Below are 13,561 nucleotides of genomic sequence, written 5' to 3' on the forward strand. Positions count from 1 at the left end.
TCTGCCTATCGGCCTATTTGCGGTCGCCTTTCTTCTGCTCCAGTTCCAGCCGCAGTTCGACCAGGTCGTTGTCCATGCCAAAACCGACGGCCTGACCCGCGGCCGGGGGCGCGGTCACCGGCACGGCCGGCAGATCGCTCAGGGTGAGGTGGGGCGGCTCTGACAGATCAAGGTCGAGGTCCAGATCCAGCGGCGCACCGCGCGTGTCGCCATCCAGTGCGGAGGGCGCTGCGACACCCGATGCCTGAGATGGCTGCCCTGTAGCGGGAGGCATCCCGTCAAAGTCGAACTCCAGGCTGGCCGCGCGCGAGTCCTGCGGTAATGCCGCCGTTGTCGCAGGCACCTTCGGGGCTGGCGCTTGCTGCACCTGGGTTTCGTCCCGAGGTGCGGCGAGCGGTGTGGTGCGCTTGCGGGGCGCAGGCTCCCCTCGGGCACTTGCTGGCGTGGTCTGCGCAATGGAGAGCAACAGCAGCAGGTCGTCGTAAGCCGCAAGGTCAAAGGGCTCGACCGAACCGACACCGTTCTGCCGGAACAGCAGCTTTTCGAGCAGCTGCAGCACGGACGGAGACGTCCATTCAGCCTCGATGTCAGCGAGCGCATCGGTGTAGTGATACAGCATGCGGCCCGTGCGGTGGAAGCTGGCAAATTCCGGCACCTGCGCGTTGAACGATTGCATGAACTGCGTACGCAGTTGCGTGAACTCCTCCACCCGGCTCAGCGTGTGGTACAGCCGCAAAAGCTCCAGATACGCCAGCGGCGAAGTGGCACCGCGCTCAGCGATGTGCGTTTTCAGCACTTCGATGGCCTGCTGGTGTTCCCCCACCGAGATAAAAAACTCGGCCTGTTGCTGGATGTCGAAAAGCTCTTCCGGGCTGACGATGTGCAGCGCGGGTTGCTGCGTGACTACAGCGGCAGGTGCTGGCGGGGGAACGGTCGCCTTCAGGGGGACCGGGGCACTGGGCAAAGGGGCCGTGGCCACAAAAGGAGGTACCAGCGGGGCAGCAGCTGAGCCCGGGGAAGGTTCCCGGGCTTCGGCGGACTCATCGGACGGCAGCCAGTGATCGCTGGGGTCGGGGGGCAGGCCCAGCGCAGCCCCATGCTCGACCACGGCATCTCGGCCACCCAGCGCAGCCACCGAATCGCGCCATGCGCGCACCGCCTTTTCGGAGGCGCTGCGCATCCGCCCCCAGGCCCACACAGCGAGCAACAGTGCCAGCAGCAGCAACCCGCCCAGCGCGTAGACCACGGTGGCAGGAAATCTCTCGCTCTCTGCCTGCTCCAGCTGTTGCTGCAATTGCGCTGCGCTGGCCCGGTCGCGGGCGGCCTGCGCCCGCAGGGCAGCAACGTCGGATTCCAGGGCCTTGAGCCGGTCAGCCTCCTGGTTGACATCCTCGGGCTGGGCATTCATCGCTTTCCAGAGCGCTGCCGCCTGGGCACGCTGGGCCGAGGGCTGGTCTGATGGCATCACCAGCAGTTCAGGCGAGGTGCGCAGTGCCAGCGGACGGTCTACCCAGAGGTCGAGTGGCTCGACGACCAAGCGAGCCCGGTCAGCAGGCTTGGGGGCTGTAGGCAGCTTGTTTTTTTCAGCGCTGGCCTGGGGGCGCGCCACCGGACGCTCTGGGGGCCGTACCGGGGCCGTCCGCGCGGCGGGCTTGGCCACCGACGGGGTGCTGGGTACGGGCTCGGGCCGGTTTTCGGAAGACAAGGGCACGGATGCCAACGGAGAAGGCGCCACAGGCGCAGTGGCAGCCCCTGCAGCGCGCTGCCCTGCTGCACCCTGGGCCGGACGGGGTGCTTCGACCCCACCGGCCGCAAGGGAAGGTAGCCGCGAGACGTCGACCGGCGATGCGGACCGTGCCACCGTGGATGGAAGCTCGGCAAAAAATGTGTAGGTGCGCGTGACCTTGCCTGTGCACCCCGCCGACAAGGTGACCATCAATACCGGTTCGTCCACCGCGATGGCGGCCTGCACCCGCACGGCCGGAGACCGCCCCCGCATGTCGGGCAATGGCACTACCCGCACCTTGGCATCGCCAATCACCGTATCGCCGGCCACCAGCTTGGCCGTCACGCAGGAAGAGGCCAGATCGATGCCTGGGTCGGGCTGGATATCGAAGGAAAGATCTACCGGGGCACCCAACACCACCACGCCCCTGCTGCCGCCCAAGGACAGTGCCGAGGCGCCTGCAGCGACCGCCCACAGACTGGTCCCCAAAATGGCGTTACGGATTTTCACAATATGTTCTGTTTTTGGTGCAACCCATTCTTGCACATAAGTCCCGCGCAACGCCAGAGCCATAATGGCGCTATGAAAATTCAGTTTCCCAACATCGCTATCGTGGGCACCGGCGCCATGGGTCGGGGCATTGCACAAATCGCCGCACAGGCTGGCAGCCAGGTTTTTCTGCTCGATGCCAACCCCGGCGCCGCCGATGCGGCCAAGGCGGCGCTTCAGGAGCAATGGAACAAACTGGTGGCCAAAGGCCGCATCGATGCCGCGCAGGCCGGTGACCTGACCGCGCGGCTGCACCCCGTCAAGGTCGTGGCCGACTTGGCAGGCTGCGACCTGGTGGTAGAAGCCATCGTGGAGCGGCTGGATGTGAAAAAGACGCTGTTCGCCGAACTGGAAGCTGTGGTGCGCCCGGATGCGGTGCTGGCCACCAATACCTCATCCCTCTCGGTCACCGCCATCGGCGCGGGCCTGCAGCGGCCCGAGCGCCTGGCAGGTTTCCACTTCTTCAACCCCGTGCCGCTCATGAAGGTGGTGGAAGTGATTGCCGGGCTCAAGACGGATGCAGCCGTGTGCACCGCCCTGGCCACGTATGCGAGGGAAATGGGACACACCCCCGTTCAGGCACAAGACACCCCCGGCTTCATCGTGAACCACGCCGGGCGCGGCTTTGGCACAGAGGCCCTGCGCATCGTGGGCGAAGGCGTGGCCGACTTCGCCACCATCGACCGCATCCTGCGCGACCAGGTCGGCTTCAAGCTCGGCCCCTTTGAATTGATGGACCTGACGGCGCTGGACGTCTCCCACCCGGTGATGGAATCCATCTACCGCCAGTACTACGACGAGCCGCGCTTTCGCCCCAGTGTGATCACCGCGCAGCGCCTGGCAGGCGGCGTGGTGGGCAAGAAGGTGGGCGAAGGCTTTTACCGCTACGTGGACGGCGTGGCGCAGATACCGGCAGAGGCGCCGCCGCCCGTGGTGGCAGAGATTCCCCCCGTGTGGGTCTCGCCCCGTGCCGCGCGCCGCGCGGAGCTGTACCAGCTGCTCAAGGACCTGGGCGCCACCATCGAAACCGGCCAGTCGCCCTCGCCCCAGGCCATCACGCTGGTCGCGCCGTTGGGGTTTGACATCACCACCGTGGCGGTCGTGGAGCGCCTGGACCCGGCGCGCACCATCGGCATCGACATGCTGATAGACGACGCCGCTACCAAGCGCCGCGTGTTGGCCACCAACCCCGCCACCCGCGTGGACATCCGCAACGCAGCGCATGCGCTGTTTGCCCGCGACGGCAAGGCCGTGAGCGTGATCCGCGACAGCGGCGGCTTTGTCACGCAGCGTGTCGTGGCCACCATCGTCAACATCGCCAGCGACATCTGCCAGCAAGGCATCTGCTCCCCCAAGGATCTGGAAACCGCTGTGACACTGGGCCTGGGTTACCCCCTGGGCCCCCTGGCCATGGGCGACCGCTGGGGGCCGACCAACATCCTCGAAGTGTTGTTCAACATGCAGACCGTGTACGGCGACACACGCTACCGCCCGAGCCCCTGGCTGCGCAGGCGCGGCGCCATCGGCCTGAGCCTGACCCACGTCGAAGAACCCTGATCGCGCGAACAGAGCAAGAGCCGCTCCCCAACCAAGGCCACCATGCCCGCAGAACTCCAGAGCACCAGCCAGGGCCAGACCCTGATCCTGACCCTTCGCAACCCTGAGCGGCGCAACGCCATCGACCCGGTGATGTACGCAGCGGGCGTGGAGGCGCTGGGTGTGGCCGAAAGCAGCCCTGACATTCGCAGCGTGGTCATCACGGGGGCCGATGGCATGTTCTGCTCGGGCGGCAACCTGCAGCGCCTGCTGGCCAACCGCCAGGAAGCCCCCGAGGTACAGGCACAGAGCATTGAAGGCCTGCACAACTGGATCGAGACCATCCGCACCTACCCCAAGCCTGTGATTGCAGCCGTGGAAGGCGCGGCGGCCGGTGCGGGCTTTTCATTGGCATTGGCCTGCGACTTCATCGTGGCGGCCCGCAACGCGGTGTTTGTGATGGCCTACAGCAATGTGGCCCTGTCGCCCGATGGCGGCGCCAGCTGGAGCCTGTCGCACGCCCTGCCCCGCCAGGTGGCAACCGAGATCCTCATGTGTGGTGACCGCATCAGCGCAGAACGCCTGCACGCTCTCGGGGTGGTCAACCGCATTGCAGAAACCGGCAGCGCGCTGGAGACCGCCCTGGCACTGGCCGAGCAGCTCAACGCGCGTGCACCCAACGCCCTCGCGAGCATCAAGGAGCTGCTCAACGAAGCGCCCCATGCCCAGCTCACACACCACCTGGCCCATGAGCGCGACCATTTCGTGAAGAACCTGCACCATGCGAACGGCGGGGCCGGTATTTCTGCCTTCCTAGAGAAACGCGTGCCCCGCTACGAATAGCATTGGACCTGGGTGCCGTACCCACAGAGCACCCACCGCCACGCACCATCCCCCGGCCCGCTGCGCTGCAGCGTCCGGGGGTTTTCTTTTGGGCGCCCACAGCGCAGACACGCAGGTGACAACCCTGACGCAGCACGAAGGTCCCTGACGCGACAATGGGTCTGTTTCTAGTCACCCAAAAGACAGGCCATGGACGACCCGATTCTTACTATCGAAGAACGTGAAGCGATCAACTCAGGTCGCTGGTTTTCATCTCTCTCACCTTCTCTACGCCACGACATCCTCAGATGTGCATACGTCAAACGCTTCAAGGACGGCGGCCTCATTGCCGCACGCGGAGATCCGCCCGAGGAGTGGATTGCCTGCGCGCGCGGTGCGGTGCGGGTGAGCTCGACCTCCATCTCGGGCAAGCAGATCACGCTGACCTATGTGGAGCCGGGCATCTGGTTCGGCGACGTGGCGATCTTCGACGGGGACCGGCGCACACACGACGCCTATGCGCATGGAGACACCACGATCCTGTGTGTGGCCAAGGCCGATTTCCGCAAGATTCTGGCGGTGCACACCGAGCTGTACGAAGCCATGCTGCGACTGCATGCGCGGCGCATTCGCCAGCTGTTCGGGCTGGTGGAAGACCTCAACACCCTGCCCTTGCGCTCGCGCCTGGCCAAGCAGCTTGTGCACCTGGTGCGCAGCTACGGCGTGCCCAGCCTGTCGGACGGCAGCGAGATGCGCATCAGCCTGCAACTGGCGCAGGAAGAACTGGCGCAGCTCTTGGGCGCATCGCGCCAACGCGTGAACCAGGAACTCAAGGCCATGGAGCGCGAGGACGCCATTCGCATCGAGCCGGGCGGACTGGTGGTGCGTGACCGCGAAGCCCTGATGCGCATTGCTGAAACCGACAACTGACTCGTTGACTGACCGAACCTCTCCCCCATTCCTCCATGAGCAACTTTGACCATTTCGTCGGCACCCGTCCTGTTTCCGATCAGCACGCCTTTGATACCGAAGCGCTGACCGCGTGGCTTGCACGGAACATGGAAGGCTTCGTAGGCCCCCTGACCGTGGAAATGTTCAAAGGGGGGCAGTCCAACCCCACTTACAAGCTCATAACGCCCGGTGCCAGCTACGTGATGCGGGCCAAGCCTGGCCCCGTGGCCAAACTGCTGCCTTCTGCCCACGCCATCGAGCGAGAGTTTGCGGTGATGAGCGGCCTGTATGGCACCGACGTTCCCGTGCCCCGCATGTTTGTGCTGTGCGAGGACGAATCCGTCATCGGCCGCGCCTTCTACGTGATGGAGTGCATGCAGGGCCGCGTGCTGTGGGATCAATCTCTGCCCGACATGACGCCAGCCGAGCGCGGCGACATCTACAACGAGATGAACCGCGTGATTGCCGCACTGCACACGGTGAAATTTGCAGACCGGGGCCTGGCCAGCTATGGCAAGCCCGGCAACTACTTTGACCGCCAGATCGGCCGTTGGAGCAAGCAATACGTGGCGTCTATCACGCAGCCCATCGAAGAGATGGACCGCCTCATGGAGTGGTTGCCCGCCAACATGCCCGCCAGCGCGCGGGACGAGGGCCATGTGTCCATCGTGCACGGCGACTACCGCCTGGACAACCTGATGTTCCATCCCACCGAGCCGCGCGTGATTGCCGTGCTCGACTGGGAGTTGTCCACGCTGGGCCATCCGCTGGCGGACTTCAGCTACCACTGCATGAGCTGGCACATCCCCGCCTCGCTCGGGCGCGGCATCGCAGGGCTGGACCTGGCCGCGCTGGGCATCCCCGACGAAGACACCTATATCCGCCTGTACTGCGAGCGCACCGGCATCACAACGCCCGAGGCACTGCGTGCCGACTGGAACTTCTACCTCGCCTACAACATGTTCCGCATCGCGGCCATCCTGCAAGGCATTGCCAAGCGGGTGGAGGCTGGCACGGCGTCCAGCGCGCAGGCCAAGGCATCGGGCGACACCGCGCGGCCCATGGCCCAACTGGCCTGGTCGTTTGCCCAGCGCGGCTAAACACACGACGCAAGTACAAGCGCCGCCCCTCGATTACCAACGGAGAAGAAACCCATGGACTTTGACTACTCGCCCAAAACCAAGGAACTGCAGGCCAAGCTGCTCCAGTTCATGGATGACCACATCTATCCGAACGAGTCTGCCTACAAAGACGAACTGGCCGCCAACACAGCCGCAGGCAAGCGCTGGAGCGCGCTGAACACTATCGAGAACCTCAAGCCCAAGGCGCAGGCTGCCGGGTTGTGGAACCTGTTTTTGCCGGTCGATAGCGCCGCCGCCTCGGGCTACGAAGGCGCGGGCCTGACCAACCAGGAATACGCACCGCTGGCCGAAATCATGGGCCGCGTGCCATGGGCCAGCGAGGTGTTCAACTGCTCGGCACCCGACACCGGCAACATGGAAACCATTGCCCGCTACGGCGACGATGCCAACAAGGCCCGCTGGCTCAAGCCGCTGCTCGACGGCAAGATCCGCTCGGCCTTTGCGATGACCGAGCCCGACGTGGCATCGAGCGACGCCACCAACATCGAGACACGCATCGAGCGCCAGGGCGACGAGTACGTGATCAACGGCCGCAAATGGTGGATCTCCGGCGCGGCCGACCCGCGCTGTGCAGTGTTCATCACCATGGGCAAGACAGACCCCGACGCACCCCGCCATTCGCAGCAGAGCATGGTGCTGGTACCCGCCGATGCCAAGGGCATCACCATCGTCCGCCCGCTGAACGTGCTGGGCTATGACGATGCGCCCCACGGCCACGTCGAGATGACGTTCGAGAACGTGCGCGTGCCCGTCTCCAACATCCTGCTGGGGGAAGGCCGTGGCTTCGAGATCGCTCAAGGCCGCCTCGGCCCCGGGCGCATCCACCACTGCATGCGCCTGATCGGCCTGGCCGAGCGCGCGCTGGAGCTGATGTGCAAGCGTGCTTCGTCGCGCGTGGCCTTTGGCAAAACCGTGGCCCAGCAGACCGTGACGCAAGAGCGCATTGCCGAAGCGCGCTGCAAGATCGACATGGCGCGCCTGCTCACGCTCAAGGCCGCCTGGCTGATGGATGTGGCTGGCAACAAGGTCGCCAAGACCGAGATCGCCATGATCAAGGTCGTGGCACCCAGCATGGCCTGCCAGGTGATTGACTGGGCCATGCAGGTGCATGGCGGCGGCGGCATGAGCGATGACTTCCCGCTGGCCTATGCCTACGCCGGTGCACGCACGCTGCGCTTTGCAGACGGCCCGGACGAGGTGCATCGCAACGCCATTGCCAAGTGGGAGCTGGGCAAGTACGGCACCTACGGCCGTGATGCGGCCGTGCCCGTCACCCGGGGGAGCTGACTGGAAATCACCCCCAGAGGCCCCTTGGGCCTTTCCCCTCCTCTCTCGCACTACGCGCGGGAGGGAACCGCACCCAACGCGGCTGGGCGACCCTTGCGCAGGGCATTGGCTTGCAGCGTGCCAGCGTCATAGCCTGCGGGAACATATTGCAGAACACACAACGGGGCCACAGGCTCCGTTGTGCGTTTTCTTTGGCGCAGGCGCTGGCTGGAACGCTACCGGGTGATGTTGGGCACGTCGTCCGGCCCCGCCACCGACATGGGCGGCAGGTTCTGCAGGGCCGCCTGCCCGGCCACCAGCAGCAGTTGCTTGGCATGCGCTATCTCGGCCAGGCTGCGCTGCGTGTGTTCCATGCGCAGGTAGACCTTGCCACGCGCCAGCATCAGCACCATGGGCGATTTCGCCCGTTCGGAGCCCCCTTCCCCCTCCACGGCATTGAGCAGCTGCGAGACCACGGGCGCATGGATCCAGCGCTGGGCCAGCTCAATGCGCTCTGCCACCACCGCGAAATGCTCGCGGAATGACACGGGCAGGCCGGGCCAGGCCATTTCCTCGTACATGGACAACCAGCGCATTTCTTCGGGCAGGCTGCTGCTCACCGCGGTCTGCAGCGTATCGGTGATGGCGGTGTAGGCCGTGCCTTCCAGAATTTCCTGCAAGGGACGGTTGATCACCATCACGGCGGCATCGGGGTCGGCGCCCACGTCGGCGCGCCCGCGCAGCTCCAGGCCCGTCACATAGTCGCGTGTGGGTGCGCCGCATTCCAGCCGCCACGGGTGGCCGTGGATGTCACCGCCCAGATCGAAATGTCCCTCGGTGGAATGTGCAACGATGGCCAGCTGCTGCTTCGCAGCCCAGCGGGCCACGTCCCGGTTGGTGGCAGGCCGGCCCAGGTCCAAACCCGGGGAGCCGGAAGTACCGAATGCTTTGCGGAGGCGGTCAAACATGAGAGGCCGAAGCGCAAGGCTTCGCAAGAGTCGCGGGTACAGGCATTATTGGGCGAAAATTGAAATTCCCCCTGAGTCGCCTGCGGCGCCTTCCCCCTGAGGGGGACGCACCCGGTGGACTGGCCTGGGGCGCGCCAGTTTCGGCAGGTGGGGGCCTGGTACGGCGCTTGGATGAACGACATGCCACTTTTGACTATGAACCGCCGTTTTGCCCTGACCGCCATGGCTGCTGCGGGTGTACTGGGGACCTTGCCTGCGGCCGCAGCGGAATTGCCCAGGGACACCTCGGCCACGGCCCGCCAGCTGGTGCGCTGGGCCACCGAAACCGGCGACCACCAGGGTCTGCCTTTTGCCGTGATCGACAAGCCCGCCGCCCGCATCCATGTGTTCTCGGCCCAGGGGCAGTGGCTGAGCAGTGCTCCGGTGCTGCTGGGCGCTGCGCTGGGCGACCGGTCTGCGCCGGACATTGGGCGGCGGCCACTGTCACAGATCCGCCCGGAGGAGCGCACCACGCCCGCTGGCCGGTTCGTGACAGAACCCGGGCGAAACCTGCGCGGCGACGACATTGTGTGGATCGACTATGAATCCGCCGTCTCGCTGCACCGCGTGCGCAGCGTTCATGCCGCTGAGCGCCGCCAGCAACGCCTGGCAAGCCGGGGCGTGAGCGACAAACGCATCAGCTACGGCTGCGTGAACGCACCCGAGGCGTTCTACAACCAGTTCATCGCGCCTGTGTTCGGCCAGGCACGCGGCGTGGTGTATGTGCTGCCGGACACAGAGCCATTTGCTGCTTTTTTTATAGCTGCTAGCGCTTACCCATAAAGCGCTAGGGCCATTTTTTACTTGTTTTTTCGAATCCGGCCTGCCGCCGCGCGGCGTCAGGCTGCCCGGTTCAGACAGGCCGTAGCTGGAACACGGCCCTGCGTCCGCCGACCTCCAGGCCCCGGGCATTGAGGATACGGCCCGACCGGCGCGGCGCCAGTGCCTCGCGCTGCCGGGCGTCGAGCCAGCCGAGCTGGTCCATGACCTCCACTGCGGCGGCCACCTGCGCCACCATGTTGCCGTCCATGACCTTGAGCGCGAAGGCCTCGCCCCGGCTACGGCTGCCCACCACCTGCACGCCGTCGGCGCCGGTCTTGGACACCCAGTCGCCCTCACCCACACGCATGAAATCCAGGTCGTGCCGGCCGGTGCCCGAGCCCAGCTCGGGCCGGGCGACCATGGCATCGGCCAGTTCGGTAAGGCTCTGGTCCAGGTCCGTGTCCGGTGCACCACCGGCCAGGCGAGCGTAGCCCCGGGCCAGGCTGGCCAGCGGCATGGCGTAGTTGGGCGCCGAGCAGCCGTCAATGCCCATGGCCAGCTGTTCTGGTGCCAGCCCCACCGCTTGCGCAACGTGGTCGCGAATGGCCACCTGCAGCGGATGCGCTGGGTCGAGGTGATCGTCCAGCGGCAAGCCTTGTTGCACGCAGTGCGCGACAAAGCCCGCGTGTTTGCCGCTGCAGTTGTTGTGGCGTTCGTCTGGCACAAAACCTTGTGGCAGCGAGGCGAGCCCCAGCTCGGCAAACAGCGGCCGGTGGCACCCGCAGCGCAGCGCGTGGTAGTCCTTGCCCACGCTGGCCAGCATGCGCTCGGCCTGCGCCACATGCATGGGCTCGCCGTTGTGGCTGGCGCACAGCAGCGCCAGCTCGCCCTGCCCCCAGCCCAGCGCGCGGGCTCCGCCCGACTGCATGAAAGGCAGCGCCTGGAACGCCTTGATGGTGGAGCGGGTGAAAGTGACGGTGTACGGGTCACCCACCTGGGCCGATACCCTGCCGTCGCGGTCGGCCACGGCCACTGCGCCCCAGTGCTGGCACTCGACCAGTCCGCCGCGGTTGACTTCGATCAACGGTACAAAACCCATGGTGTGCTTTCTTGCAGCCTGCATCACTGCGCAGTAGCGGCGTTGCTGGCGGCAGTGGAAGGCGTGAGTGTGAGCTCGTGCATCCAGCGCGCGGGCTGGCGCTGCAGCGCGCGATAGCCGGTCTCGGCCCAGGTGGTGCTCATGTCGCGGTAGCGCGGCGAGAACACCAGCCCGCTCTGACCGGTTTGGTAAATGAAGCGCGACTGTTCCAGATCGGCCAGGTCGTACACCGCGCGCAGCGAGGCGGCGTGGCGGTTCACGTACGGGCCAGAGGCTTCGCCCGCGTTGTACTGGCCCACGTTCACGGTGTACGAATCGCCGTGCGAGGGCACGCTCACATCGAAGAAACGCGCGAGTGCGGGCACGTTGCCGAAGGGCCGGTGCGCGCTGAGCGCCGGGTGCGCCGCGCCCCAGCGCCACTGGGCCGGGTCCGCGCCATACGCAGCCTGCAGGCGGTCGAGCGCGCGGCCCAGAGCAGCGGCAGATTGCTCGGCACACGATGCGGGTTGGCACCACCAGGTGTCGTTGCGCTCCAGAATGCCTTCAATGGCCGCGCGGTAGTCGCGCTTGCCATACGTAGCGGTGAACCGGTCTTCGCCAATGCGCGGAATGATGAGGCCGCGCGCCAGTTCGTCCGTCCAGGCCACAAAGATCAGCGGCGCGGCGCGGCCCGCGTCCATCACGCCGTCAAAGCCCTGCAGCTCTTTCTGCGCAGCGGCGGCCAGCGGGTGCGTGGACTGCGCCTGCTGCAGTTGCGGCAGGAGGCGCCGCGTGGCGAGCGAGGTCACGTCGCGGTGGATGGCCTGCATGCTGGCCGCGTCGTGCTTGGGCGTGGCCTCGATGAGCTGCGCAATGCGTTCGTAGCGGTAGGGCAAGGCCCAGTCCTGCGTCAGAAAGTGGGGGTAGCCTGGCGCCGTCACGCGCTGGTTGGCCGTGGCGATCCAGCCCCGGGCGCCCTGGACGCCCGCCCCTCCGCTGACACCGTCATCCTGCGGGGTTTGCTCATACGGCAGCCAGCCCTTCCAGTCGTAGCGCGCGTCCCAGCCCGGCGAAGGCGCCACGCCCCGAATGTCGTTGGCGGCATCGCGCAGCGGCACACGGCCTGCGGCCTTGAAGCGGATGTTGCCCTGATCGTCCGCAGCCACCACGCTTTGCATGGGCGAGTGGTAGTGCGCCAGCCCCGCAAAGAGCTCATCCACGCTCTTGGACTGGTTGGTCTTGAAGCCCGCCAGCACGGTCTGGTTGTCATCGTCCAGCGCGCTCCAGCGCAGCGCGATCACATATTTGCCCAGGTCCAGCACCTCGGCGTGCGACTTCTGAACGTCGCTCAGCACGGGGCCATGGCGCGTGCTGCGCAGCTGCAGCAACAGGTCGGCCTCTCCCTTGACGCGGATGGTTTCGTTGCGCACCGTGAACGGGGCCCATCCGTCGGGCGTGCGGTACTGCGTGGCGTCGGCGGGGTTGATCTGCTCCAGATACAAGTCCTGCACATCGGGGCCGGTGTTGGTAAAGCCCCAGGCCACTTTGTCGGTGCGGCCCAGCACCACGAAGGGCATGCCAGGCAAGGTGGCGCCTACGGCATCAATGGGGCCCAAGGGTGTGCCGTCAGACGCCTTGCCCGCAGGGGCCTGCAAGCTCGCAAAGTACCAGATGGCGGGGGCCGACAGGCCCAGGTGCGGGTCGTTGGCCAGCAGCGGCTTGCCGCTCACGGTGTGGGTGCCCGCAATGACCCAGTTGTTGCTGCCCTTGCCCTCGTTGGTGCCTGCGTTGCGGGTCAGTTCGTCGGCCCAGGCCAGCATGCCGGCGCTGATCTGCCGGGACAACGGACCTTCGCGGTTGGCAGGCGCCACTGCAGCCGCTGCAGCACCGGCGGCAGGTGCACGATAAACCCCCAGCTGGCGATACAGCGCCGCCAGGTCTGCGGACGCAGCGGGCGGCTCCCCCGGATAGGGTGGCATCAGTTGCCACAGCCGGTCGGTGTCCAGCGTGCGCGCCACCGACAGGCGTGCGAACTCGGTGCCCCAATTGCCACCCAGGTCCAGCGCCATCATCAGCGCCCAGCCCACGCTGTCCTCGGGCTCCCACACCGCGCCTGCGGCGCCTCCGGGTTGCACGCCCAGCACCAGAAACTCCGGTGGCATGGCCTGGGGACGTTTCTGGTGGAAGGCATGGATGCCCTTGCTGTAGGCCTGCAAGGCCTCCTGGGCATACAGCGGCAGCCCAGCGTACTGCCGCCGGGCCACACCCATGATGTCCAGGCTGCGCATGAGCTTGTCGGTCTCGACCGTGGCAGGGCCAAAAACCTCGGACAGCTGGCCGTGCATGACCCGGCGGTTGAATTCCAACTGCCAGGTGCGTTCCTGCGCATGTACATAGCCCATTGCAAACCAGGCATCCTGCGGGGTCTGAGCCTGGATGTGGGTGACATCGGCGCCATCGCGCCGCACCTGTACTGCTTCGCTGAGCCCCGCCACAGCCAGGGAACCATCGAGTTGCGCAAAGCTGCGCTGCACATACACCGCCGCGCCCGCGCCTGCCAGCAGCGCCACTGCCACCAGCCCGAGGGCTGTCCGCTTCATCCATGCCATGTTTCTTGTCTCCTGCCGTTGGTCTTGTTGTTGATGTTGTGCACGCAAAGCCATGGTGGCTCCGCGCCCGCGCTGCGGCCACACCGCAATGCAGAAGGAGCCGCCAGCTCTGC

General features: G+C 66.2%; 10 protein-coding genes. 6 read left to right on the top strand and 4 right to left on the bottom strand.

Annotation, left to right across the window (positions count from 1 at the left end; translation table 11 throughout):
* Positions 1-13: 13 nt before the first annotated feature.
* Entirely contained in the window at positions 14-2,236 is a 2,223-nt protein-coding gene (locus C8C93_RS09365) for a hypothetical protein (protein ID WP_233559286.1), read from the bottom strand.
* Between the two features lie 72 nt (positions 2,237-2,308).
* Between C8C93_RS09365 and C8C93_RS09370 the strand changes: the two genes are divergently transcribed.
* The 5 genes from C8C93_RS09370 (at position 2,309) to C8C93_RS09390 (ending at position 8,013) form a co-directional block, all read left to right on the top strand.
* Positions 2,309-3,832, top strand: coding sequence for a 3-hydroxyacyl-CoA dehydrogenase (locus C8C93_RS09370; protein ID WP_121506692.1), 1,524 nt, complete (start codon positions 2,309-2,311; stop codon positions 3,830-3,832).
* Positions 3,833-3,874: 42 nt separating this feature from the next.
* Positions 3,875-4,654, top strand: a complete 780-nt coding sequence (locus C8C93_RS09375) for an oxepin-CoA hydrolase, alternative type (protein WP_055393851.1) — start codon at positions 3,875-3,877, stop codon at positions 4,652-4,654.
* A gap of 189 nt (positions 4,655-4,843) precedes the next feature.
* Positions 4,844-5,563 (top strand): Crp/Fnr family transcriptional regulator, encoded by a 720-nt coding sequence (locus C8C93_RS09380; protein WP_055393849.1) that lies wholly within the window; start codon positions 4,844-4,846, stop codon positions 5,561-5,563.
* A 35-nt stretch (positions 5,564-5,598) separates the two neighbouring features.
* Entirely contained in the window at positions 5,599-6,684 is a 1,086-nt protein-coding gene (locus C8C93_RS09385; RefSeq protein WP_121506693.1) for a phosphotransferase, read from the top strand.
* A 54-nt stretch (positions 6,685-6,738) separates the two neighbouring features.
* Positions 6,739-8,013 (top strand): acyl-CoA dehydrogenase family protein, encoded by a 1,275-nt coding sequence (locus C8C93_RS09390; RefSeq protein WP_055393845.1) that lies wholly within the window; start codon positions 6,739-6,741, stop codon positions 8,011-8,013.
* 215 nt (positions 8,014-8,228) lie between these two features.
* Here C8C93_RS09390 and C8C93_RS09395 read toward each other — a convergent pair whose 3' ends face one another.
* Entirely contained in the window at positions 8,229-8,960 is a 732-nt protein-coding gene (locus C8C93_RS09395) for a hypothetical protein (protein ID WP_121506694.1), read from the bottom strand.
* 195 nt (positions 8,961-9,155) lie between these two features.
* Between C8C93_RS09395 and C8C93_RS09400 the strand changes: the two genes are divergently transcribed.
* The gene (locus tag C8C93_RS09400) at positions 9,156-9,782 is read left to right on the top strand and encodes a hypothetical protein (RefSeq protein WP_121506695.1); all 627 of its coding nucleotides are present in this window, start codon (positions 9,156-9,158) and stop codon (positions 9,780-9,782) included.
* Between the two features lie 70 nt (positions 9,783-9,852).
* Here the strand turns inward: C8C93_RS09400 and C8C93_RS09405 are convergent, their stop codons facing one another.
* Both C8C93_RS09405 and C8C93_RS09410 read right to left on the bottom strand, forming a co-directional pair.
* Positions 9,853-10,860 (bottom strand): asparaginase, encoded by a 1,008-nt coding sequence (locus tag C8C93_RS09405; RefSeq protein ID WP_121508721.1) that lies wholly within the window; start codon positions 10,858-10,860, stop codon positions 9,853-9,855.
* Between the two features lie 23 nt (positions 10,861-10,883).
* Positions 10,884-13,448: a penicillin acylase family protein gene (locus C8C93_RS09410; protein ID WP_121506696.1), complete on the bottom strand. Its 2,565-nt coding sequence runs from the start codon at positions 13,446-13,448 to the stop codon at positions 10,884-10,886.
* Positions 13,449-13,561: the final 113 nt, after the last annotated feature.

The organism is Acidovorax sp. 93 (genome assembly GCF_003633835.1).
Lineage (GTDB): Bacteria > Pseudomonadota > Gammaproteobacteria > Burkholderiales > Burkholderiaceae_C > Acidovorax > Acidovorax facilis.

Coding starts and splice junctions, on each gene's coding strand:
- C8C93_RS09375 (WP_055393851.1), top strand. CDS start 3,875: ATGCCCGCAGAACTCCAGAGCACCAGCCAGGGCCAGACCCTGATCCTG.
- C8C93_RS09385 (WP_121506693.1), top strand. CDS start 5,599: ATGAGCAACTTTGACCATTTCGTCGGCACCCGTCCTGTTTCCGATCAG.
- C8C93_RS09380 (WP_055393849.1), top strand. CDS start 4,844: ATGGACGACCCGATTCTTACTATCGAAGAACGTGAAGCGATCAACTCA.
- C8C93_RS09390 (WP_055393845.1), top strand. CDS start 6,739: ATGGACTTTGACTACTCGCCCAAAACCAAGGAACTGCAGGCCAAGCTG.
- C8C93_RS09370 (WP_121506692.1), top strand. CDS start 2,309: ATGAAAATTCAGTTTCCCAACATCGCTATCGTGGGCACCGGCGCCATG.
- C8C93_RS09395 (WP_121506694.1), bottom strand. CDS start 8,960: ATGTTTGACCGCCTCCGCAAAGCATTCGGTACTTCCGGCTCCCCGGGT.
- C8C93_RS09410 (WP_121506696.1), bottom strand. CDS start 13,448: ATGGCATGGATGAAGCGGACAGCCCTCGGGCTGGTGGCAGTGGCGCTG.
- C8C93_RS09400 (WP_121506695.1), top strand. CDS start 9,156: ATGAACCGCCGTTTTGCCCTGACCGCCATGGCTGCTGCGGGTGTACTG.
- C8C93_RS09405 (WP_121508721.1), bottom strand. CDS start 10,860: ATGGGTTTTGTACCGTTGATCGAAGTCAACCGCGGCGGACTGGTCGAG.